At 71.9% G+C, this 22481-nt stretch carries 19 protein-coding genes; 13 read left to right on the forward strand and 6 right to left on the reverse strand.

Annotated elements, in window-relative coordinates; all coding sequences use genetic code 11:
- Nucleotides 1–121 precede the first annotated feature (121 nt).
- The 3 genes from ASG96_RS09190 to ASG96_RS09200 are packed head-to-tail and all read left to right on the forward strand — an operon-like array spanning nt 122 to nt 3357.
- Nucleotides 122–1312, forward strand: a complete 1191-nt coding sequence (locus tag ASG96_RS09190) for a cysteine desulfurase family protein (RefSeq protein ID WP_082591705.1) — start codon at nt 122–124, stop codon at nt 1310–1312.
- Nucleotides 1309–2415: a tRNA 2-thiouridine(34) synthase MnmA gene (mnmA, locus tag ASG96_RS09195; RefSeq protein ID WP_056753582.1), complete on the forward strand. Its 1107-nt coding sequence runs from the start codon at nt 1309–1311 to the stop codon at nt 2413–2415. The genes ASG96_RS09190 and mnmA overlap by 4 nt, the downstream gene beginning before the upstream one ends.
- Nucleotides 2416–2433: 18 nt before the next feature.
- Entirely contained in the window at nt 2434–3357 is a 924-nt protein-coding gene (locus ASG96_RS09200) for a GNAT family N-acetyltransferase (protein ID WP_057587790.1), read from the forward strand.
- Here ASG96_RS09200 and ASG96_RS09205 read toward each other — a convergent pair.
- On the reverse strand, nt 3332–4219 hold the full coding sequence (locus tag ASG96_RS09205) for a GNAT family N-acetyltransferase (RefSeq protein WP_235506421.1): 888 nt from the start codon (nt 4217–4219) through the stop codon (nt 3332–3334). The genes ASG96_RS09200 and ASG96_RS09205 overlap by 26 nt on opposite strands.
- A gap of 121 nt (nt 4220–4340) precedes the next feature.
- Between ASG96_RS09205 and ASG96_RS09210 the strand changes: the two genes are divergently transcribed.
- The gene (locus ASG96_RS09210; protein ID WP_056753587.1) at nt 4341–5321 is read left to right on the forward strand and encodes a methionine synthase; all 981 of its coding nucleotides are present in this window, start codon (nt 4341–4343) and stop codon (nt 5319–5321) included.
- A gap of 83 nt (nt 5322–5404) precedes the next feature.
- Here ASG96_RS09210 and ASG96_RS09215 read toward each other — a convergent pair whose 3' ends face one another.
- Both ASG96_RS09215 and ASG96_RS09220 read right to left on the reverse strand, forming a co-directional pair.
- The gene (locus ASG96_RS09215) at nt 5405–6637 is read right to left on the reverse strand and encodes an Ig-like domain-containing protein (RefSeq protein ID WP_235506422.1); all 1233 of its coding nucleotides are present in this window, start codon (nt 6635–6637) and stop codon (nt 5405–5407) included.
- Between the two features lie 215 nt (nt 6638–6852).
- Nucleotides 6853–8364: a long-chain fatty acid--CoA ligase gene (locus tag ASG96_RS09220; protein WP_056753593.1), complete on the reverse strand. Its 1512-nt coding sequence runs from the start codon at nt 8362–8364 to the stop codon at nt 6853–6855.
- A 128-nt stretch (nt 8365–8492) separates the two neighbouring features.
- On the opposite strand from ASG96_RS09220, the gene ligA reads away from it, so the two are divergent.
- The 6 genes from ligA to ASG96_RS09250 all read left to right on the forward strand — a co-directional run bounded on the left by ligA (nt 8493) and on the right by ASG96_RS09250 (nt 15936).
- On the forward strand, nt 8493–10640 hold the full coding sequence (gene ligA, locus ASG96_RS09225; protein ID WP_056753596.1) for an NAD-dependent DNA ligase LigA: 2148 nt from the start codon (nt 8493–8495) through the stop codon (nt 10638–10640).
- A gap of 328 nt (nt 10641–10968) precedes the next feature.
- Entirely contained in the window at nt 10969–11733 is a 765-nt protein-coding gene (locus ASG96_RS09230) for an ABC transporter ATP-binding protein (protein ID WP_235506423.1), read from the forward strand.
- Entirely contained in the window at nt 11726–12520 is a 795-nt protein-coding gene (locus ASG96_RS09235; RefSeq protein ID WP_200958551.1) for an ABC transporter ATP-binding protein, read from the forward strand. The genes ASG96_RS09230 and ASG96_RS09235 overlap by 8 nt, the downstream gene beginning before the upstream one ends.
- A 144-nt stretch (nt 12521–12664) precedes the next feature.
- Nucleotides 12665–13909 carry an ABC transporter substrate-binding protein gene (locus tag ASG96_RS09240; protein ID WP_056753601.1) on the forward strand — a complete coding sequence of 415 codons (1245 nt, stop codon included), beginning with the start codon at nt 12665–12667 and terminating at the stop codon, nt 13907–13909.
- A 141-nt stretch (nt 13910–14050) separates the two neighbouring features.
- Complete coding sequence (locus ASG96_RS09245; protein WP_056753604.1) at nt 14051–14920, forward strand: branched-chain amino acid ABC transporter permease; 870 nt, start codon at nt 14051–14053, stop codon at nt 14918–14920.
- Entirely contained in the window at nt 14917–15936 is a 1020-nt protein-coding gene (locus ASG96_RS09250; RefSeq protein ID WP_157610759.1) for a branched-chain amino acid ABC transporter permease, read from the forward strand. Before ASG96_RS09245 ends, ASG96_RS09250 begins: the two co-directional genes overlap by 4 nt.
- An 80-nt stretch (nt 15937–16016) precedes the next feature.
- On the opposite strand, the gene ASG96_RS09255 is transcribed toward ASG96_RS09250, so the two are convergent.
- The 3 genes from ASG96_RS09255 to ASG96_RS23780 form a co-directional block, all read right to left on the reverse strand.
- Nucleotides 16017–16676 (reverse strand): TetR/AcrR family transcriptional regulator, encoded by a 660-nt coding sequence (locus ASG96_RS09255; protein WP_157610761.1) that lies wholly within the window; start codon nt 16674–16676, stop codon nt 16017–16019.
- A 52-nt stretch (nt 16677–16728) separates the two neighbouring features.
- A complete protein-coding gene (locus tag ASG96_RS09260) occupies nt 16729–17973 on the reverse strand; it encodes a glycosyltransferase (RefSeq protein WP_056753606.1) in 1245 nt (414 codons plus the stop codon).
- 78 nt (nt 17974–18051) lie between these two features.
- On the reverse strand, nt 18052–18693 hold the full coding sequence (locus tag ASG96_RS23780; RefSeq protein WP_200962669.1) for a hypothetical protein: 642 nt from the start codon (nt 18691–18693) through the stop codon (nt 18052–18054).
- 193 nt (nt 18694–18886) lie between these two features.
- Between ASG96_RS23780 and gatC the strand changes: the two genes are divergently transcribed.
- From gatC to gatB, 3 genes are all read left to right on the forward strand, one after another.
- A complete protein-coding gene (gatC, locus tag ASG96_RS09270; RefSeq protein WP_056753607.1) occupies nt 18887–19183 on the forward strand; it encodes an Asp-tRNA(Asn)/Glu-tRNA(Gln) amidotransferase subunit GatC in 297 nt (98 codons plus the stop codon).
- 118 nt (nt 19184–19301) lie between these two features.
- The gene (gatA, locus tag ASG96_RS09275; RefSeq protein WP_056754665.1) at nt 19302–20831 is read left to right on the forward strand and encodes an Asp-tRNA(Asn)/Glu-tRNA(Gln) amidotransferase subunit GatA; all 1530 of its coding nucleotides are present in this window, start codon (nt 19302–19304) and stop codon (nt 20829–20831) included.
- Nucleotide 20832: 1 nt separating this feature from the next.
- Nucleotides 20833–22380 (forward strand): Asp-tRNA(Asn)/Glu-tRNA(Gln) amidotransferase subunit GatB, encoded by a 1548-nt coding sequence (gatB, locus tag ASG96_RS09280; protein ID WP_056753610.1) that lies wholly within the window; start codon nt 20833–20835, stop codon nt 22378–22380.
- The last annotated feature ends 101 nt before the right edge of the window (nt 22381–22481 follow it).

The raw sequence follows: 22481 nt of genomic DNA on the forward strand, positions 1-22481 counted from the left end.
CCCCGCGTGAGGTTACGGACGAGTAGCCGGCCGGACGGCATACGCCATGGCACCCGAGCAGGGCACCCGGCCCGTCCGACGGCGGTCCGGCCGAGGCCCGTCGGCGTCCTAGAATCGGTGGGTGACTGCCTATCTCGACCACGCGGCGACCACGCCGATGCTCCCTGCCGCCCTCGCGGCGATGACGGAGCAGCTCGCGGTCGTGGGCAACGCCTCCTCCCTCCACCGCACGGGACGCGCCGCGCGCCTGGCCGTCGAGGAGTCCCGCGAGAAGATCGCCCGCTGCCTCGGTGCCCGCCCCTCCGAGGTCGTCTTCACCTCCGGTGGCACCGAGTCCGACAACCTCGCCGTCAAGGGCACCTACTGGGCCCGACGCGACCGCGACCCTGCGCGCGTGCGTCTCCTCGTCGGCGCCACCGAGCACCACGCGGTCCTCGACTGCGTCGACTTCCTCGTCGCCCACGAGGGCGCCAAGGTCACCTGGCTCGAGTGCACGCCCGACGGCGTCGTCGAGCCCGCGACCGTGCGCGCCGCCATCGAGTCCGACCCCGACTCGGTCGCCCTCGTCTCGGTGATGTGGGCCAACAACGAGGTCGGGGCCGTCCAGGACGTCCGTGCCCTCGCCGAGGTCGCGCACGAGTTCGGGGTGCCGTTCCACACCGACGCCGTGCAGGCCGCGGGACACCTCGCCGTCGACTTCGAGGCCAGCGGCGCCGACCTGATGTCGGTCACCGCGCACAAGCTCGGCGGCCCCATCGGGGTCGGCGCCCTCGTGGTGCGCCGCGACGCGAGGCTCGTCGCGCTGACGCACGGCGGCGGACAGGAGCGGCAAGTGCGCTCGGGCACGCTCGACACACCGGCCATCGTCGGCTTCGCCACCGCACTCGTCGAGGCCACCGCGTCGATCGAGACCGAGTCCGCCCGGCTCGTGGCCCTGCGCGACGACCTCATCGAGCGCGCGATGGCGCTCGCGCCGGACATCCGGCCGTCCGGGGTGTGGCAGCGCGGTGACGGCGTGCGCCGCCTGCCCGGCAACGTGCACCTGCTCGTGCCCGGGTGTGACGGTGACTCGCTGCTCTACCTGCTCGACGCCGCGGGCGTCTCGTGCTCGACGGGCTCGGCCTGCCAGGCCGGGGTGCCCCAGCCCAGCCACGTGCTGCTCGCGATGGGCGTGGCCGAGAGCGACGCGCGGGGTGCCCTGCGCCTGACGCTCGGCCACACCTCGACCCAGGCCGACGTCGACACGTTCATCGAGGCGCTGCCAGCCGCAATCGAGCGGGCCCGTCGCGCCCGGGAGGCGACCGCGTCGTGAGGGTCGTGGCGGCGATGAGCGGTGGCGTCGACTCGGCGGTCGCCGCGGCCCGCATGCTCGACGCCGGGCACGAGGTCGTCGGCGTGCACCTCGCCCTGAGCCAGAGCGCCGCGACGCTGCGGGAGTCGGCGCGCGGCTGCTGCACCATCGAGGACGCCGGTGACGCGCGGCGCGTGGCCGACGTGCTCGGGATCCCCTTCTACGTGTGGGACATGGCGGCCCGGTTCAAGCGTGACGTCGTCGACGACTTCCGTGCCGAGTACGCCGCGGGCCGCACGCCCAACCCGTGTCTTCGCTGCAACGAGAAGATCAAGTTCGCGGCCCTGCTCGACAAGGCGGTCGCGCTCGGGTTCGACGCGGTCGCCACGGGCCACTACGCCCAGGTGGTGCAGGCCGACGACGGGCACGGGGGAGTGCGCCGCGAGCTGCACCGCGCCGTCGACGCGGCCAAGGACCAGAGCTACGTCCTCGGCGTGCTCGACGCCGACCAGCTGGCCCGGTCGTTCTTCCCGCTCGGCGACACCACGAAGCCGCGCATCCGCGAGGAGGCGGCCGAGCGGGGCTTCTTCATCGCGAAGAAGCCCGACAGCCACGACATCTGCTTCATCGCCGACGGCGACACCCGCGGCTGGTTGACTCGAGAGCTGGGCGAGGCACCCGGCGACATCGTCGACACGGCCGGTGAGGTCGTCGGGCACCACGCGGGAGCCTTCGCCTACACGGTCGGCCAGCGGCGCGGGCTGGGACTCTCGCGGCCCGCCGCAGACGGCGAGCCGCGCTACGTCGTCGAGGTGCGCCCCGACACCAACCAGGTCGTCGTCGGCGCCGCCGACCTGCTCGGTGTCAACGCCATCACGGGCGACCACGCCCGGTGGTGCGGTCCGGCGCCCGAGGGCGTCGTGCACGTCGGCGCGCAGGTGCGCGCTCACGGCGAGGAGTACGCCGCCACGGCGTGGGCCGAGGGCGACCGGGTCGAGGTGCGGCTCGACGGGCGCGTCCGGGGCGTGGCACCGGGGCAGTCCGTCGTGCTCTACGAGGGGACCCGGGTCGTCGGGTCGGCCACGATCGCCGCGTCCCGGCTCGAGCGCACCCCCGTCGGCTGATCCGAGCGAGCCCTGACGATGTCGATCGAGAGCGTCGCCGCGTCGACCGTGACGACCGACGCGCTCGTCGAGGCGTGGAACGCCGCGTATGCCGGCTACTTCGTCGACGTGTCCCGTGACGCCGCGGGCCTGCAGGCGCACGTCGAGACTGGGTCGATCGACCTCGGGAGGTCCGTCGTCCTCCGTGACGGCGGTCGACCGATCGCCCTCTCCTTGCTGGGGGCTCGCCCGGTCGAGACCTCAGACGCCGCGGCGGGGGAGCGTGGCTGGATCGGTGGCTTCGGCGTCGCCCCGTCCCACCGCGGGCACGGCGTCGCGGGGCGCCTCGTCGACGAGCAGCTCGACGTCGCGCGGCGGTCGGGGGTGGCGTTCGTCGACCTCGAGGTGCTGACGCAGAACTGGGCGCGCCGCGTCTACGAGCGGGCCGGCTTCACGGTCCGTCGACGGCTGCTCGTGCTCTCGGGCCCCCTGGACACCACGACGATGGCGGGGGACCCGCCCGAGACGCCGGGTCGGGTGCTCGTTTCTCGCGCCACGGAGGTCGAGGCCTCCGTCCGGGGGATGGCGGCGATCAGCGGCCACCACCGGGCTCCGTGGGGCCGGGAGCCGACGCACCTGGGCCTCGACCCGGGCCTCGTCGTCCTGTCGACCGGGCCGGGGAGCGGGACGGCGCCGCAGGCGGGCGACGAGGCGGACGGCATGCTCCTGCTGCGCCCGTCGCCCGAGCGGGTCGCCGTGCTTGCCGCGGCCGCACGCGACGACAGGGCCGCGCACCGGCTCGCCCGAGGGCTGGCACGGGAGTACGCCGGGGCGACCTGCCGGGTCGTCAACGAGCCCGAGGGCTCACCCCTGGTCGCCGGACTCGGGGCAGTGGGGATGGTCGAGGAGCTGGCGCAGCACGAGATGCGGGTCGAGCTCAGTCCAGCGAGCGCGTCCACGTGACGGTGCGGGCGCGCGGACGGAAGCCCAACGAGCGATAGAGCCGCTGCGGACCCGGGTAGCCGTCGTCCCCGCGCGGGCTCACCTGTGCCACCGAACCACCCACCTCCGCGAGCCGGCGCAGCGCCGCCGACGTCACCGCGCCCGCGAGCCCGCGACCACGGTGCTCGGGCACGCACCCCACCGGCTCGACGAGACCGACTCCGGAGGCCGGATCGAGCCACACGAGCGCCGAGGCCACCATGGTGCCGTCGGCGTCGACGGCGACCCAGTCGAGGTCGGGGCGGTAGGGCCATGCCGCCATGAGCTGCTCGTAGGCCTGCTCGTCGACCTTCGACGGCCCGAACTCGGACCAGGAGGCTGCGTGGACCGCAGCCCGTGAGCGGGCCTCGTGCGGCTCGACGTGGCGGAAGCGGTAGCCCGGCACGGTCGGCGCCGGGCGGAGGTCGGCGAGGTCGACGGTGTGGTGCGTGAAGTACGGCTCGTCTGGTTGCGGCGCGAATCCTGCTGCGGCGAGGGCCCGCTCGGCGACGTCGCCCTCCATGACGAGGGCCGACTGGGTCTCGGCGTCGCTCGCCTCCTCGAACCAGTCGACGACGTCCGCCGCGACGTCGGGCCGTGACGGGTCGACCTGCAGCTCGAGCCAGTCCGGCGCCTCGGCCCAGCCGAAGCCGAGGACCTCGTCGCCGTCGGTCCAGACCGCGATGGCCTCGCCCTCGTCGAGGGCGCTCGGGTCGACGGGCCGGTGGTAGCGGCTCCACGCCAGCTGGCCGGGGTGGAAACGGCTCGTCGGCGACCACAGCCGCGAGGCGAGCTGCTGCATCGCGCGCACGTCGTCGGGTCCGGAGAAGTCGTGTCGTCGCACGGGCGCCACGCTAGCGCCGGCTCGACGGCGGTGCGGTGTTCCGTCCGGGTGAACGCGATGGCGACGCCCGGCGGGCCCCGCGCCGTGCCGGCCCCGGGTGGGCTACGCCTAGGCTGGCGCGGTGACTCTCGCGACCGGCATCGGCTCCTGGCCAGGCACTTCGGTGCGCGACGCGCTGCGACAGGTGCGTGAGATCCTCGACGGCCACCTGCCCTACCTCCCGGAGCTGCCCGAACGAGGGCCGGGCGCCGACATGGTGGGCCGCACGGCGGGCCTGCTCGTCGAGCTGCCGGTCGACCTGCAGCCCATCGGCTGGAGGCTCGTCGACCGGCCCGGTCGGGACGCCTCCCGGACGGCAGCGCTGCTGCGCGAGGACCTCGACGAGCTGGCCGAGGCGTTCGACGGGCACACCGGCCCGCTCAAGCTCCAGGTCGTCGGGCCGTGGACCCTCGCCGCCAACGTGTGGCTCTCGCGCGGCGAGCGCGTCATCGTCGACGACGGCGCCAGCCGCGACCTCGTCGAGTCGCTCGCCGAGGGCGTACGCCTCCACGTCGCGACGGTGCGCAGCCTCGTCCCAGGCGCGCAGGTCGTCCTCCAGGTCGACGAGCCCAGCCTCCCCACCGTGCTCGCCGGCCGGCTGCCGACCTCGTCGGGCTTCGGTCGCCTGCCGAGCCTCGACCCGCAGGTCGCCGCGGCCGGCCTGCTGACGGTGCTCGGGGCGCACGACGGCGACACGGTCGTGCACTGCTGTGCGGCGGGCCCGCCGCTGCCCCTGCTGCGCGCGACGACACCGACCGCGCTGTCGCTCGACACCTCACTGCTGCGCCCGCGCGAGTGGGAGGGCATCGCCGTCGCGGTGGAGGACGGCATACGCCTCCACGCCGGCGTCGTGCCCACCGACGGCAGCCGCACGCGGCCGCAGGACCTCGCCGCCGACCTCGTCGCGCCCTGGACCCGGACCGGGCTGCCCCTCAGGTCCCTCGCCGACGTCGTCGTCACGCCGGCCTGTGGTCTCGCCACCGTGTCACCGGACGTCGCCCGCTCCGTCCAGCGCGCGGCGGTCGAGACGGCCCGCGAGCTCGAGGAGCGCAGCGCCGGCTGACCGTCCCCTGCGACGGGTCCCGGACACGCCAGAGGCCGGTCACCCCGGAGGGTGACCGGCCTCGTCGGTCTCGGTGGCTCGGCTCAGAGCGCGGAGCCGGACGTCCACCTGGCCCAGCTGAGGTTCCAGTCGGAGTAGCCGTTGCCCATCGTCATGGGACGGTTGGTGCCGGTCGTCTCGACGACGTCGCCGATCTGCATCTGGCCGTAGAGCCACTTGCCGTTGGCGTCGCTCATGCCCGTGCAGCCGTGGCTCACGTTGCGGTGGCCCTGGTCGGCCACGGACCACGGGGCCGTGTGGAGGAACTCGCCGGAGTTCGTGACGCGCATGGCGTACTTGACCGGGGTGTCCTCGTAGTAGCCGGTGTCGCCCTTCTTGAGGCCGATGGTCTCGGCGCGCATCGTGATGTTGGTCTGCTTGTCCATGATGACCTTGACGCCCGAGCGGGTCGTGAAGCCGTCGCGGCCACCGGTGACCGGGATGCGCTTGACCCACTTGCCGTTGATGAAGACGTCCATCTGGTCCGTCTTGAGGTTGACCTTGGCGACGACGGCGCGGCCGATGGTGAAGTCGGAGGTCCGGGACATCTGTCCGTAGCGGTTGCCACCCGCGGGGACGCCGTTGAGGTCGGCCTCGACGTGCACCTTGGTGCCGGCCTTCCAGTACGTCTTGGGGCGCCAGTGCGCCTCACGCGAGCTGAGCCAGTACCAGGAGCCGGCCTGGGCCGGGGTCGAGGTGACCTTCATGTGCTTCTCGAAGCTCGCCTTGTCGACGACCGGCAGGTCGAAGCGGACGACGACGGGCATACCGATGCCGACCGTGCCGCCGTCACGCGGCGAGATCGCGACGTAGACCTGGTCGTCGAGCGTGAGGTTCGAGGTGCGGAACGTCTGCGTCGACTCAGTCGTCTTGCCGTCGGCGTCCTCGGCCTCGAGGGCCAGGGTGTACTTGACTCCGGGCTCGAGCAGGTCGCCCGCCGTCCACCTGCCGCCGTCGAGGGTGCCGTCGACGGGGATGCGGTTGCCCTTCTTGCTCTTGTAGGAGAGCGAGGCCTTCTTGAGCGTGCCCTTCTCGGCCGAGGCGGTGACCCGCGTGTCGACCGAGACGTCCTCGGACTCGTCGGCCGGGGTGGTCTTGAAGACGACCGGGTCGGTGGTCGGGGTGGGCGCCGGCGACGAGGTCTCACCGGGCGCCGACGAGGAGGAGCTCGCGGGCTTGCCGTTGTCGGCCGTGGCGGTTGCATTGCAGGCCGTGACGCCGAGCATGGCCAGGACGGCCATCCCCGAGACTGCGGCGGAACGGATGCTCAACTTCACGCGTGAATACCCTTCGCAGACGCGACGCCGGGCGCCCCAGGGCGGGGCGGGGTGCGGCACGTCGATAGTGACCCTGCTCCAGTGTCACCGATACGGGGGCAATACTCCAAAACGTGCGGCGCGTCCAAACCGTCGCGTGTCGCCCGAGCCGCTGATCTGCCGGGAGAGGCCGTCCGGACGTCGTGGCGGGCTCGCCCGAGGGCCTGCGCGGCCCGTCAGGAGGCGGTGCGCGGACGCACCTCGCGACGCAGGATCTTGCCGGTCGGACCCTTCGGCAGCTCGTCGAGCGACCAGATGCGGCGAGGGTACTTGTAGGCCGCGAGGCGCTCCTTGACGTAGGTCTGGACGTCCTCGAGGGTCGCGGTCGAGCCGGGACGGAGCACCACGGCGGCGCCGACCTCCTCACCCATGAGGTCGTCGGGCACGCCGACGACGGCTGCCTCGAGCACGTCCGGGTGCGTGTAGAGCACCTCCTCGACCTCGCGCGGATAGACGTTCATGCCGCCGCGGATGATCAGGTCCTTCTTGCGGTCGACGATCGTGTAGTAGCCCTCGTCGTCGACGGTCGCGAGGTCGCCCGAGCGGAACCACCCGTCGGGGATGGCCTCCTTCGTGGCCTCGGGCCGGTTCCAGTAGCCCTTCATGATGTTCTCGCCGCGGATCGCGATCTCGCCGATCTCGCCGGCCGGGGTGTCGTTGCCGTCCAGGTCGATGAGCTTCATCTCGCAGCCCGGGATCGCCCGCCCGATGGTGCCCGGCTTGGTCGGCTTGTCCGGCATGTTGAAGGATGCGACGGGAGAGGTCTCGGAGAGGCCGTAGCCCTCGAGGATCTGGCAGTGGAACTTCTGCTCGAACGCCTTCATGACCGCCTCCGGCATCGCGGAGCCGCCGGACGCGCAGGTGCGCAGGCTGCTCGTGTCGGCCTCGTCGGCGTTCGGGTGGTTGAGGATGGCGGCATACATCGTCGGGACGCCCTGGAAGATCGTCACGTGGTCGCGCCCGAGGACCTCGATGGCCTTGGCCGGGTCGAAGCGGGGGATCAGGGTCAGGGTGCACCCGCGCTGGACCGAGGTGTTGAGACCGCACGTGAGCCCGAAGACGTGGAAGAGCGGCAGGCACCCCATGATCACGTCGTCCTCGGTGATCTGCATGATGTCGGTCGCCGAGCGCTCGGCGTTGCGGTGGAGGTTGAAGTGCGTCAGCTCGGCGCCCTTGGGCTTGCCGGTGGTGCCGCTCGTGTAGAGGATCACGGCGGTGTCGTCGTCGGCGCGCTCGACCGGCTCGAGCACCGGCGCGCCGGCCGTCTCGGACGCGTCGAACTGTCCGTCCGCCGGTCCCATGGGGCCACAGACGACCAGGCGCGTGCCGGTCTCGGCCGCCGCCTTGCCGGCCTCGTCGGCGAAGTCGGGCCACACGAAGCTGAAGCGCGCGCCGCTGTCCTCGTAGAAGTACTGGATCTCGCCCGACTTGAGCAGCGGGTTCATCGGCACGACGACACCGCCGGCGAGGAGCGAGCCGTAGAAGGCGACGGGGTAGGCCGGCACGTTGGGCAGGATGAGCGAGACGCGGTCGCCGGGCTCGAGACCCGCAGCGCGCAGCTGCCCGGCCACCGCCGCCGCCGCGCGGTGCAGCGCCGACCACGAGAGCTCGATCTGGTCGAGCTTGATGCCCACCTTGTCGGGGACGCGGGCCGCGGTGGCGGTGAGGTTGGCGGCGAGGTTGGTCATCTCTGCTCCTTCGCAGGGGGCGGGCTCCGGCCCATTGTCACTGCTGGGTCGCCCGGTGAACAGACCCGCCGCCACGTGACGAGTGTCATCGGTCGGCCACCGTCGGGGCCGGCTGGCAGGATGAGCGCGTGAGCGAGAGCACCGGCCCCACGCCCGTCACCGACGACGTCCCGACCGAGGTCCACCAGGAGTGGGCCGAGCTCGCCGAGCAGGCCGCCGCGGCCCAGTTCGCCTACCACGTCAAGGACGCGCCGACGATCAGCGACGGCGAGTACGACACCCTCATCCGACGGCTCAACACCCTCGAGGACGAGCACCCGTCGCTGCGCACGCCCGAGAGCCCGACGCAGAACGTCGGCGGCGCGTCCTTCGCGACCGGGTTCGAGACCGTCGACCACGTCGAGCGGATGCTGAGCCTCGACAACGCCTTCTCGTTCGAGGAGCTGCAGACGTGGGCCGAGCGCGTCGAGCGCGAGGTCGGGGCCGGCGCCCACTACCTCACCGAGCTCAAGATCGACGGGCTCGCCATCAACCTCCTCTACGAGAAGGGCCGCCTCGTGCGCGCCCTGACCCGCGGTGACGGCCGCACCGGTGAGGACGTCACCAACAACGTGCGCACCATCGAGGGCATCCCCGACCGGCTCTCCGGCGACGACGTGCCCGAGCTCGTCGAGATCCGCGGCGAGGTGTTCTTCCCGACCGCGGCCTTCGCCGACCTCAACGCGGGCCTCGTCGAGGCGGGCAAGGCGCCCTTCGCCAACCCGCGCAACGCCGCCGCCGGCTCGCTGCGCCAGAAGGACCCCAAGGTGACCGCCGGCCGACCGCTGCGCATGCTCGTGCACGGCATCGGCGCGCGCCGCGGCTTCGACATCGAGCGCCAGAGCGAGGGGTATGCCGCCCTCCGCGCCTGGGGTCTGCCCACGTCCGACGAGGTGCGCGTCCTGCCCGACATCGCGGCCGTGCAGGAGTTCGTGACCTTCCACGGCGAGCACCGCCACGACCGGGCCCACGACATCGACGGCATCGTCGTCAAGGTCGACGAGGTGGCCCTCCAGCGCCAGCTGGGCGCCACGTCGAGGGCGCCGAGGTGGGCCATCGCCTTCAAGTACCCGCCCGAGGAGGTGAACACGAAGCTCCTCGACATCCGGGTCAACGTCGGGCGCACGGGACGGGTGACGCCCTACGGCGTCATGGAGCCCGTCGTGGTCGCCGGCTCCACGGTCGAGCAGGCGACGCTGCACAACGCGTACGAGGTCGAGCGCAAGGGCGTGCTCATCGGCGACACGGTCGTGCTGCGCAAGGCGGGCGACGTCATCCCCGAGATCGTCGGCCCCGTCGTCGAGCTGCGCGACGGCAGCGAGCACGCCTTCGTCATGCCGACCGACTGCCCCGCCTGCGGCACGCCGCTCGCCCCCGAGAAGGAGGGCGACAAGGACATCCGCTGCCCCAACACGCGTTCGTGCCCGAGCCAGCTGCGCGAGCGGGTCTTCGCCCTCGCCGCACGCGGCGGTCTCGACATCGAGGCCCTCGGCTGGGAGGGCTCGATCGCGCTGCTCGAGTCGGGCGTCATCACCGACGAGGGCGACCTCTTCGCCCCGGGCCGGGACAGCCCGCACGCGGGGGAGTACGGCATCACCCGCGACACGCTCGCGCAGGTGCCGCTCTACACGAGGGCCGCCAAGAAGACCGACCCCGCCGAGCGCGTCGTCGACGGCCGGGTCCTGTCCGCCGGTGGCGACAAGCTGCTCACCGAGCTCGAGAAGGCCAAGTCGCAGCCGCTCTGGCGCGTCGTCGTGGCCCTCTCCATCCGCCACGTCGGGCCCACCGCGGCGCGGGCCCTGGCCACCCACTTCGGCTCGATGGACGCGATCCGCGCCGCGTCGACCGAGGAGCTGGCGCAGGCCGAGGGCGTCGGCGGCGTCATCGCCGAGGCCGTCACCGCCTGGTTCGAGGTCGACTGGCACCAGGAGATCGTGCGCAAGTGGGCCGACGCCGGCGTCCGGATGGCCGACGAGGTCGACACGACCCTCGAGCGCACGCTCGAGGGCAAGACCGTCGTCGTGACCGGATCGCTCGAGGGCTTCTCGCGCGACGAGACGAAGGAGGCCATCATCGGCCGCGGAGGCAAGGCCTCCGGGTCGGTCTCGAAGAAGACCGACTACGTCGTCATCGGCGCCAACGCCGGGTCCAAGGCGGCCAAGGCAGAGGAGCTGGGTCTCACGATCCTCGACGAGGACGGCTTCCGGCGACTCCTCGAGACGGGCTCGCCCGAGTGATCCTGCCCGTCGAGGGCACGTGCCCGGAGCTCCGCGAGCGGGTCCTGGACGAGCGTGAGGTCCGGCTCGTCGGGACCGGGCCGGCCACCGCCAACCGGTGAGGCCCGTCGCCTCGCGCGCCGCACGACCGGTCGACCGACGGCTGCACCGACTCATGTGTGCCGACCCCACAGAACCCGTCCAGGTGTGTGGGTCCCCACCGTCCTTTCGCCGGGCTGCCCTCCTAGGCTTTGCCGAAGTTTCCCGGACTCTCCGGGGTCGACATCGCTGGTCAGATCCGACCGGCACGGCCCGACACCATGCTCACCAGAGCGCGACGCACGAGGAGGTGCAGGTCTTGACGGGTACCCCGTTGCTCGAGACCAGGGCCCTGACCAAGGAGTTCCGCGGTTTCCGGGCCGTCTCGGAGGTCGACCTCACGGTCACCCGCGGCACGGTCCATGCCCTCGTCGGACCCAACGGTGCGGGCAAGACCACGCTGTTCAACCTGCTCACCGGCTTCCTGTCCCCGACGTCCGGCACCGTGCTCTTCGACGGCCAGGACATCACCGGTATGGATCCCGAGCAGATCGCGCCGCTCGGCATCGCGCGCTCGTTCCAGATCACGAGCCTCTTCGAGGCGATGACGCTGCGCGAGCACCTCGAGCTCGCGCTCGCCAGCCCGACCGGCATGGGCAAGCAGTGGTGGCGCTCGGTCACCCGCATGTCGACGTTCAAGGACCGGGCCATGGAGCTGCTGGAGCAGGTCGGGCTCGCCGACCGCGCCGGCGCACCGGCCTCGTCCCTGGCCTACGGCCAGAAGCGCGCCCTCGAGCTCGCCATCGCGATGGCCCTCGACCCCAAGCTGCTGCTCCTCGACGAGCCGACCGCCGGCATGGGCATCGAGGACGTCGACCGCACCATCGCGCTCGTCAAGCAGCTGGCGGCGGGCCGCACCGTCGTCTTCGTCGACCACAACATGCACGTCGTCGGCTCGCTCGCCGACCGCGTCACCGTGCTCCAGTCGGGGCAGGTGCTCGCGGAGGGACCCTACGAGCAGGTGCGCGCCGACGAGAGGGTCATCACGGCATACCTCGGAGCAGCCCATGAGTGACGACACGACCGACACGGCCGGCACGACGACCACGGAGCAGGCCTCGCTCTCGGGCGCCGGGTCGACGGCGGGTGCCGAGCCCGGCCCGTCCCGGATGCTCGAGGTGGCAGGCCTGTCCGCCTGGTACGGCGAGGCCCGCGTCCTCACCGACGTCAGCATCGACGTCGCCCCCGGCGAGGTCGTCACCCTCGTCGGACGCAACGGTGCCGGCAAGACCACCCTGCTGCGCTCGGTCATGGGCCTGCACCGACAGACCGAGGGCACGATCACCCTCGACGGCACCGACCTCGCCAAGCGCTCGGCCGACGCCCGCGCGCGCGCCGGCATCGGCTGGGTCCCCGACGACCGCGGCATCTACGCGAGCCTCACCGTCGCCGAGAACCTCCTCCTGCCGCCCGTCGTCCACGCGGACGCCTGGCCGCTCGAGCGGGTCTACGAGTTCTTCCCGGTGCTCCACGAGCGGCGTGACTTCCCCGGCACCAAGCTGTCGGGCGGCGAGCAGCAGATGCTCGCCATGGCCCGGGTGCTGCGGATGGGCTCCCGACTGCTGCTGCTCGACGAGCCGAGCGAGGGCCTGGCCCCCGTGATCGTGCAGCGCATCGGCGAGATCATCCGCGAGATCAAGGGCCAGGGGGTCGGTGTCCTCCTCGTCGAGCAGAACGTCACGTTCGCCAGGGCCGTCGCCGACCGCCACTACCTGCTCGCGCAGGGCAAGGTCGTCGAGCACCTCGGCAACGACGACTTCAAGGCCCGCGAGGGCGAGCTGCTCACCTACCTCGGGATGTAGCCCCCGTCCACGGCCCCGGCCGCAGCACCGCCGGGCGCACCACGCCAGCGTCAGGACGCCTTCGCGTCCATCGCGTCACACGGCCCCACCCCGCGTCACCCCGTCACACACCCGTCACATCTCGACACAACCCCAGGAGGGGACATGCGTAGCAGGACAGTTCAGGGCACCGTCGCCATCGCGGCGACCGCGTCGCTCGCGCTCGCCGCGTGCGGAGGGGCCGGCGGCCCGCAGTCCGGCGGCTCGAGCAAGCTCACCGACGACAAGGTCGTCATCGGCCTGCTCAACGACCAGTCGGGCGTCTACAAGGACCTGTCCGGTCCCAACAGCAAGGTCGCCATCGAGATGGCGATCGAGGACTACAAGGCCAAGTACGGCGACAAGGCCGTCGCCAAGGACATCGAGGTCGTCACGGCCGACCACCAGAACAAGGCCGACATCGCCAACTCCAAGGCGCAGGAGATGTACGACCGCCAGAAGGCCGACATCATCCTCGACGTGCCGAACTCGGCTGCCGCCCTCGCCGTCGCCACGCAGGCCAAGAACAAGAAGAAGCTCTACATCAACATCGGCGCGGGCACGACGGCGCTGACCGGCGCGAGCTGCAACAAGTACACGTTCCACTGGGCGTACAACACCGGCGTCCTGGCACGCGGCACCGCCGGCACGATCACCAAGGCCGGCGGCAAGAAGTGGAACATCGTCTACCCGGACTACGCCTTCGGCCAGGACATGAACAAGTCCTTCACCAAGGAGATCACCGCCGCGGGCGGCACCGTCGGCCAGTCGATCGCCTCGCCCTTCCCGAGCGACAACTTCGCCACCTTCATCACCAAGGCCGGCGAGGGCGACCCTGATGTCATCGGCTCGATGCACGCTGGTGGCGACCTCATCAACTTCGTCAAGCAGTTCAACCAGAGCTCGCTCAAGGGCAAGGTCCAGCTCGCGGTCGGCCTGATGTTCATCACCGACATCCACTCGCTCGGCGTCGACCAGTTCGCCGGTACGCAGTTCACCGACGCGTGGTACTGGAACTTCGACGCGCAGAACAAGAAGTGGGCCGACCGCTTCAAGGAGAAGACGAACACCCGTCCGTCGTTCGCCCACGCCGCGAACTACTCGGCCGCGATGAACTACCTCGAGGCCGTCCAGGAGGCCGGGACGGACAACGCGGACGCCGTCGTCGGCAAGCTCGAGGGCAAGAAGATCAACGACGTCTTCCTGCGCAACGGCGAGGTCCGCAAGGCCGACCACGCCGTCACGCACGACGTCTACCTCGCCAAGGTCAAGAGCTCCGCCCCGGAGGAGTGGGACTACGAGGACATCGAGAAGACGATCCCGGCCGCCGAGGCCTACGGCGAGGCCAACCCCGCCTGCTCGATGAGCTGACCTGCCGATGGCTGGAGCCGGCGCTCTGCGCCGGTGTGCCGTCCGGTCGCGTCCCACGGGGCCGCGCCGGACGGCATACGGCCACGGACACCGGCCCAGCCCGGTCCACCCGGCCCGATCGAACGCGAACGAGCGAGAGACATGAGCGAATTCATCCAGTACACCCTCCAGGGGCTCGCCGCCGGCGGCTTCTACGCGCTGTCCGCGCTGGGCCTCGCCGTCATCTTCGGTGTCCTCGGGGTCGTCAACTTCTCCCACGGCGCCTGCTACATGCTCGGCGCCGTTCTGTCGGCCGTCCTGCTCGCCGAGCTGAACGTCGGCTTCTGGGCCGCACTCGTCATCGTGCCGATCCTCATGTTCGGCTTCGGCGTGCTCATGGAGCGCCTGCTCGTGCGCTGGTTGCTCGAGCTCGACCCGCTCTACAACTTCCTGCTCACCTTCGGCCTCACCCTGGTGATCGTCGAGGCCGTCAAGCAGCGGTACGGCGTGTCCGGTCTGCCCTACCAGGTGCCGGCCGGACTCGGCGGCCAGGTCACGGTCGGGTCGGTCAACCTCTCGGTCTACGCGATCTTCGCCTGTCTCTTCTCGGTCGTCGTGTGCGTCGCCGTCGGTCTGCTGCTGACGAAGACGCGCATCGGCATGATCGTGCGTGCCGCGACCGAGTCGCCCGACCGCACCCGGGCCCTCGGCATCAACGTGGGCCTCTGGGTCACGCCCGTCTTCGGCTTCGGCATCGCGCTCGCCGGCCTCGCCGGCGTGCTCGCCGCGCCGACCCGCGCGATCACCGCCGAGATGGGCAGCAACTTCATCATCATCCTCTTCGCCGTGGTCGTCATCGGCGGCCTCGGATCGATCCTCGGGGCGGTGGTCGCGGGCTTCCTCGTCGGACTCGTCGAGGCCTACGGCATCGCCTACGCCCCCACGTACGCCCAGATCGTCATCTTCGTGCTGATGGCGATCGTCGTTCTCGTCCGGCCCTCGGGGCTCTTCGGACGAGAGGAGGTCGCATGAGCGAGCAGATGACCGCCAAGGTCGACGTCGACCTGGCCCAGCCCTCGATCCTGTCGCGGCGCAACCCGCTGCGCTACGTCATGCTCCTGGCCGGCCTCGCCGTGCTCGTGATGCTGCCGTACTGGATCTACCCGCCCGTCGCGATGGACATCCTCTGCTGGGGACTCTTCGCGATCAGCGTCGACCTGCTCCTCGGCTTCACGGGGCTGCTCAGCTTCGGGCACGCCGCGTTCTGGGGCGGCTCGGCCTACTGCACGGGCCTCATCGCGACCCACTGGGGTGTGCCGTTCCCGGTCGCGGTCGTCGGCGGCGCCGTCTTCGCGATGGTCATCGCGTGGCCGATCGGCTACCTCTCCGTCCGGCGCACCGGCATCTACTTCGCCATGGTCACGCTGGCCTTCGCGCAGATGATCTACTTCATCGCCAACCAGGCCCGTGACCTCACGGGCGGCGAGAACGGCCTGCAGGGCATCCCGAGGAACTTCTTCGGCATCGAGGCCGTCGAGACCGACCCGTTCTACTTCTACTACGTCGGTGCCGCCATGATCCTCGTCGGGATCGTGCTCGCCTGGCGGGTCGTCAACTCGCCCTTCGGCCGCGTGCTGACGGCAGTGCGCGACAACCCGGCCAGGGCCCGGGCGCTGGGCTACGACGTCGAGCGCTACAAGATCACGGCCTTCATCATCTCGGCCGGCCTCGCGGGTCTCGCCGGGGGCGTCTTCGCGGTGAGCCACCAGTTCGCATCCCTCCAGGAGCTGATGTGGACGACGTCGGGCAAGGTCGTGCTCATCACGGTCCTCGGCGGCATCGGCACCCTCTGGGGTGGCCTCGTCGGCGCCGGCGTCGTCGTGACGCTCGAGGACTACCTCGCGAGCTCCGGCTTCGAGGGCATCGGGCTGATCACCGGCACGATCTTCGTCGTCATCGTCCTGCTCTTCCGCCACGGCATCTGGGGCACCGGGCGCAACGTCCTGCGCCGCTACGTCCTGGAGCGGCGTCGCAGGAGCCGGGACTGAGCGACTCACCGGCTTGAGGTATCCGCGCGTTGGTTCTGTCGGCGCGGATACCTCGAACCGGTGGGGTGCGAGGCGTCGGGTCAGTCGTCGAGCAGCCCTCGCAGGACCCGCCGCAGCATGACCGGGAAGACCTCGTCGGGCTCGACGCCGACCTCCGGGCGCAGAGCGGCAAGGCGCGGGAGGCGTCCTTCGGCGACGAGGTGCGCGACGTAGGCCGCCTGCCCCCGGGCGCGCGCCGGGTCCTGGTCGCTGTGGCCGGACCTGGCGTAGGCGGTCGTGAGGGCGTTCATCGTCGCGAAGGCCACGAGCTTCCGACCGTCGGCGGCCGGGTGTCTCTCGAGCACTGCGAGGACGTGCTCGGTCAGGGCAAGGCCATGGGGCCCGAGGACGGGTGTCGCCACGACGTCACCGAGCCAGCGATGGCGTCGATGGATGGCCAGTCCCTGCAGCGCGAGCGCGGTCAGGTCCGCGATCGCGTCACCCGTCGGTGCCTCGAGCACGTACTCACCCGCGACGTGGTCGACCATGAGATCGACCAGCTCGTCGCGGCCGGTGACGTGCCGGTACAGCGAGCCGCCTCCGGTGCCCAGCTCCGAGGCGATGCTGCGCATGGTCACGGCTGCCAGGCCTTCGGCATCGGCCACGCGGACGGCCGCCCGCGTCAGGGCCTCACGCGTGAGTCGTGCCGGTCGGCCCACGGTGGAGTTGTCCCGCCGCATCCAGATGACCTCGTCGCTCACCGGTCGAGTCTCGCCGCCGTCGGCGCGCCGACCCGCGCCGGGGTCCGCCCAGTCATGCGCCGACCCGCTCCAACCAGGCCCGCAACGGCGCCGTGCCGTCCTCGTGGGCGATCGCGTCGCGGACGGCCGCCGCACCGTCGCGCAGTGCGCGCGACGTCACGGCCTCGGTCATGCGAGCTGCCAGCACCTCGCCGGTGACCCGCGTCATGGGGACGGGTGCGGTGCCGGCGGACAGGGCCACGAGCCGGCGCCCCCAGAACGGCTGGTCGGTGTGCATCGGCAGGGGCACCGACGGGACGCCGGCCCGGAGGGCGGCAGCGGTGACGCCGGCACCGGCGTGGTGCACGACGGCGGCCGCACGGGGGAGGAGCCACACGTGCGGCACGTCCCCGACACGGAGGACCCGGTCGGGGCCGAGCTCGTCCTCCAGGTGTCTCGCGGTGGCGTCGAGAGCCTCGCCCTGCAGGACGGTGCGCAGCCCGGTGCCGCGCACCGCATCGGCGACCGCGCGGACGACGGCGCCACCCGGTGGGAGGCTGCCGAGGCTGACGACGACCGGTGGCGGACCCGAGGCCAGGGTCTCGGCCAGTGCGGCTCCCGGCGTTCCGGCTGCCGACGGCGCCGGCCACCAGAAGCCGTCGAGGCTCAGCCGGTCCGACCAGTCGCTCGGTCGTGGGAGGACGACCGGGCTGATGCCGTGGTGCACCGGCAGGCTCGCCGCTCGGCGTCGCCGCTGCGCGTGCGCGCGGCTCTCAGCAGGCAGGCCGAGCTCGGAACGCACCCGGGCGCAGGCGGGGTCGTACGGCGTGCGCACACGCTCGGCGAGGCGTCCGGCCAGCCGGTTCGCCGGACCCAGGTCGCGCCGGCTGGCGATCACCGGCGGGTACGCGCTGCTCGGCTCGGCCGGCTGGAGGAGGGCCGCGGCCGACGGCACCCCGAGGTGCTCGGCGATGTCGTGGCCGTAGGGCGAGATCGCGTTGGTGAGGACGACGTCGGCACCCGGGGCAGCCGCGAGGGCGGCCGTCGCGGCGTCCTCCATGTAGGAACGGAGCACCCTGAGGTAGGCGGCGACACCCGGCCCCTTCCGCCCCTCGGACGAGTCGGGGTCCGACGGCTCGGGCAGCGTCATCGGGGCGTCGAAGCCGACGTGCGTGCAGCCGGCCTCGACCACGAGGCGCGCGTACTCCGCCCCCGCGACGATCGTCACGTCGTGCCCGTCGTCGACAAACGACCTGCCGAGGCCGGCGGCTGGGGCGACGTCTCCGCGAGTGCCCGGGGCGAGCATGAGGACCTTCACGCGACCACTCCTTTGCGAACAGTGTTAGCAAAAGAAGCGTAGCGCAGCTCAGCCTGCCTGACGCACGTCGGCGGACCGTCAGGGTGTGAGGATGCGGCGGGCGACCCGCCCCACCACGAGCCATGCCACCGCGGCGAGGCCCCAGTTGGTGACGGTGTTCTTGACGACGGCGTTGTCGCCGCTGAACTGCTTGACGCCCGCGGTCCGGCTGAAGACGCCGAGGTCGGCCCAGTCCGCGGCGCGCAGCACGGCCACGACGAGCGCGTTGCGGGTGTTGGCATCGAGCACCACGAGCACGGCGCCGAGCAGCAGCGCCGTAGCCGCGAGCAGGCACGAGAGCCACGCGATCTCGGCGAGCAGGGTGCGCAGCCGTGTGATGCCGGCCCCGGTGAGGTGTGCGGCCCGGCGGGCGCCCGCCCCCACGTCCGGTGAGCGGCGCGCGCGAGGGGCGACGTCCGCCATCTCGGCCTTGGCCGCCGCCCGGTCGGTCGGTGCGTCGGTGGGTGCATCCGCCGGCGCGTCCGCCGGCGCATCCGTCGGCGCATCCGTCGGCGCATCCGTCGGTGCATCCGCCGGCGCGTCTGTCGAAGCCTCGGCGGGCGCTGCGGCGGGCGAGCCGGTGTGGGTGCGGACCGCAGGCTCGCCGGCCGGGGCGGGAGGCGGCGCCACGGTCTCCGTGCGCTCGGGCGTCGTGGTGGTCGGGGTGGCCGGGCTCGTCATCGAGGGTTCTCCTTGGGCGGTTCGTGGGTCCGGTGTGGTCAACGAGCCACCCGTCCCGCAGGACACGCCCACGACGCGACGACTTCGCCGGCGACGTCGCCGGGCGGGACACCCGAAGGGCACCGGCGCTGCCGCCCCGGGGCACCCGGACGGGTGGTCCGGGCCCCGAGGGCTGCCCCATAGACTGGCCCGCATGTCATCCCTGTCCCGCGACGACGTAGCCCACTTGGCCGGCCTCGCCCGCATCGAGCTCTCGGAAGCCGAGCTCGACCGCATGGTGGGTGAGCTCGGGGTCATCCTCGAGTCCGTGGCCAAGGTCCAGCAGGCCCCGACCGAGGGCGTCGCCCCGATGTCGCACCCGATGCCGCTGACCAACGTGACCCGAGCCGACGTGGTGCGCCCGAGCCTCGGTGCCGAGGCCGTGCTCGCCGGGGCGCCCGAGGCCGAGCAGCAGCGCTTCTCGGTGCCGCGCATCCTCGACGAGGACTGAGCCACCCACCACGCCCAGGTATGCCGCCGGGCCGAGCACCCGGCATACGCCCGCCCGGTGACGGGCACCACGAAACCCGTTGTCGCAGCTACGAACCGAAGGCACTGACGTGACCGACCTGCCAACTGACCTGACGAGGGCCACCGCCGCCGGCCTCGCCGACGCACTCGCGAGCGGAGCCATCAGCTCCGTCGAGGTGACCCAGGCGCACCTCGACCGGATCGTGGCCGTCGACGGCCAGGTGCACTCCTACCTCCACGTCGACGGAGCCGGGGCGCTCGCCCAGGCCCGCTCCGTCGACGACCGGCGCCGGGCCGGCGAGACCCTCGGGGCCCTCGCCGGTGTGCCGATCGCCGTCAAGGACGTCATGACGACGAAGGGCCTGCCGACGACGTGCGGCAGCAGGATCCTCGAGGGCTGGGTCCCGCCCTACGACGCGACGGTCGTCACGAAGCTGCGCCAGGCCGGCCTGCCGATCCTCGGCAAGACGAACATGGACGAGTTCGCGATGGGCTCCTCGACCGAGCACTCCGCCTACGGCCCGTCGCACAACCCGTGGGACCTCGACCGGATCCCCGGCGGCTCGGGCGGTGGCTCGAGCTCGGTGCTGGCGTCGTTCCAGGCGCCGCTCGCCACCGGGACCGACACCGGTGGCTCCATCCGTCAGCCCGCGGCCGTCACCGCGACGGTCGGCACCAAGCCCACCTACGGCGGCGTCTCGCGCTACGGCCTCGTGGCCCTGGCGAGCTCCCTCGACCAGGCCGGCCCCTGCGGGCGCACCGTCCTCGACACCGCGCTGCTGCACGCCGTCATGGGCGGCCACGACCCGATGGACTCGACGTCGATCGACGCCCCCGTCCCGCCCGTCGTCGAGGCAGCCCGCGCGGCCGACGTGCGTGGCATGAGGATCGGTGTCGTCAAGGAGCTCGGCGGCGAGGGCTACCAGCCCGGCGTGCGGGCCCGCTTCGACGAGTCGGTCGCCCTCCTGCAGGAGCTCGGTGCCGAGGTCGTCGAGGTCAGCTGCCCCAACTTCGAGTACGCCCTCGCGGCCTACTACCTCATCCTCCCCAGCGAGGCGTCGAGCAACCTCGCGAAGTTCGACGCGATGCGCTACGGCATGCGCGTGCAGCCCGACGGCGTCGACGCCCCGAGCGCCGAGCAGGTCATGGCGGCGACGCGCGACGCCGGCTTCGGCCCGGAGGTCAAGCGGCGCATCATCCTCGGCACCTACGCCCTGAGCTCCGGCTACTACGACGCGTACTACGGCTCGGCCCAGAAGGTCCGCGCGCTCATCGCACAGGACTTCGCGTCGGCGTACGACAAGGTCGACGTCCTCGTCAGCCCCACCGCGCCGACCACGGCGTTCAAGCTCGGCGACAAGCTCGAGGACCCGATGGCGATGTACCTCAACGACATCGCCACCATCCCGGCCAACCTCGCCGGCGTGCCGGGCATGTCGATCCCCTCGGGTCTCGCCGACGAGGACGGGCTGCCCGCCGGCATCCAGATCCTCGCCCCGGCCACGAAGGACGAGCGGCTCTACTCCGTGGGCGCTGCCCTCGAGGCCGCGCTCGTCGACCGCTGGGGCGGTCCGATCCTCGACCGCGCGCCCGAGCTGGGCGTCGCCGCTGCAGCGAAGGGAGCCTGACATGACCACCGTCGCGACCGACGCCGTCATGGACTACGACGAGGCCATGAGGAAGTTCGACCCGGTGATGGGCCTCGAGGTCCACGTCGAGCTCCACACGGCGACCAAGATGTTCTGCGGCTGCCCCACGGAGTTCGGCGCCGAGCCCAACTCGCAGGTCTGCCCGGTCTGCCTCGGGCTGCCCGGTGCGCTGCCCGTGGTCAACGAGAAGGCCGTGGAGTCGGCCATCCGCATCGGCCTGGCGCTCAACTGCGAGATCGCCGAGTGGTGCCGCTTCGCCCGGAAGAACTACTTCTACCCGGACATGCCCAAGAACTTCCAGACCTCGCAGTACGACGAGCCGATCGCCTTCGAGGGACACCTCGACGTCGAGCTCGAGGACGGCAGCACCTACCGCGTCGAGATCGAGCGCGCGCACATGGAGGAGGACACCGGCAAGTCGCTGCACATCGGCGGCGCGACCGGCCGCATCCACGGCGCCGACCACTCGCTCGTCGACTACAACCGCGCCGGCATCCCGCTCATCGAGATCGTCACCAAGCCCATGGTCGGGGCGGGGGAGCGCGCGCCCGAGGTCGCCAAGGCGTACGTCTCGGCACTGCGCGAGCTGCTGCGCGCCCTCGACGTCAGCGACGTCAAGATGGAGCAGGGCTCGATGCGCTGCGACGCGAACGTGTCGCTGCGGCCTCACGTCGGTGACCCGCTGAGCGAGGAGCAGCTCGCCGTGCCGCTGGGCACCCGCACCGAGACGAAGAACGTCAACTCGCTCCGGTCGGTCGAGCGCGCCGTGCGCTATGAGATCTCGCGCCACGCGGCGATCCTCGACGGCGGTGGCTCGATCCTGCAGGAGACCCGGCACTGGCACGAGGACACCGGCATCACGACGTCGGGCCGCGTCAAGTCGGACGCCGAGGACTACCGCTACTTCCCCGAGCCCGACCTGGTGCCTGTCGCCCCGACCCGTGAGACGGTCGATGCCCTGCGCGGCACGCTGCCGGAGCCCCCGGGACTGCGCCGCAAGCGGCTCCAGTCCGACTGGGGCTACAGCGATCTCGAGATGCGCGACGTCGTCAACGCCGGCGCGGTCGAGCTCATCGAGGAGACCGTGGCGGCGGGCGCGAGTGCGGCTGCCGCGAGGAAGTGGTGGCTCGGTGAGCCGTCACGGCGCGCGAACGCCGAGGGCCAGGACATCGTGACGTATGCCGCCGGGCTGGGCCTGACGCCCGCGCACGTCGCCGAGCTCGACGGCCTCGTCGCCTCGGGCCGGCTCAACGACTCGATGGCCCGTCAGGTGCTCGACGGCGTGCTCGCCGGCGAGGGCACCCCCACGGCCGTGGCGGACGCCCGCGGGCTCGAGCTCGTCCAGGACGACGGTGCCCTCGAGGCGGCCGTCGACAAGGTCATCGAGGCCAACCCCGACGTCGCGGCCAAGATCCGCGACGGCAAGGTGGCGGCCGCGGGCGCGCTCATCGGTCAGGTCATGAAGGAGATGAAGGGCCAGGCCGACGCCGGCAAGGCCCGCGAGCTCATCCTCGCCAAGCTCCAGTAACCCGCCCGCCCCAACCGTCGAGAGGCCACGTTCGGCCGCCCCAGCGCAGTCGAGAGGCCAGCTCAGGCCCACGTACGTGGGCTCGAGCTGGCCTCTCGACG

Source organism: Terrabacter sp. Soil810 (genome assembly GCF_001429645.1).
Classification (GTDB): Bacteria; Actinomycetota; Actinomycetes; order Actinomycetales; family Dermatophilaceae; genus Terrabacter.

What these genes read in the sequence shown, in the direction of transcription:
- ASG96_RS09200 (WP_057587790.1), top strand. Translation starts at nt 2,434, where the DNA reads ATGTCGATCGAGAGCGTCGCCGCGTCGACCGTGACGACCGACGCGCTC.
- ASG96_RS09220 (WP_056753593.1), bottom strand. Translation starts at nt 8,364, where the DNA reads ATGACCAACCTCGCCGCCAACCTCACCGCCACCGCGGCCCGCGTCCCC.
- ASG96_RS09235 (WP_200958551.1), top strand. Translation starts at nt 11,726, where the DNA reads ATGAGTGACGACACGACCGACACGGCCGGCACGACGACCACGGAGCAG.
- ASG96_RS09240 (WP_056753601.1), top strand. Translation starts at nt 12,665, where the DNA reads ATGCGTAGCAGGACAGTTCAGGGCACCGTCGCCATCGCGGCGACCGCG.
- ASG96_RS09245 (WP_056753604.1), top strand. Translation starts at nt 14,051, where the DNA reads ATGAGCGAATTCATCCAGTACACCCTCCAGGGGCTCGCCGCCGGCGGC.
- ASG96_RS09250 (WP_157610759.1), top strand. Translation starts at nt 14,917, where the DNA reads ATGAGCGAGCAGATGACCGCCAAGGTCGACGTCGACCTGGCCCAGCCC.
- ASG96_RS23780 (WP_200962669.1), bottom strand. Translation starts at nt 18,693, where the DNA reads ATGACGAGCCCGGCCACCCCGACCACCACGACGCCCGAGCGCACGGAG.
- gatC (WP_056753607.1), top strand. Translation starts at nt 18,887, where the DNA reads ATGTCATCCCTGTCCCGCGACGACGTAGCCCACTTGGCCGGCCTCGCC.
- gatB (WP_056753610.1), top strand. Translation starts at nt 20,833, where the DNA reads ATGACCACCGTCGCGACCGACGCCGTCATGGACTACGACGAGGCCATG.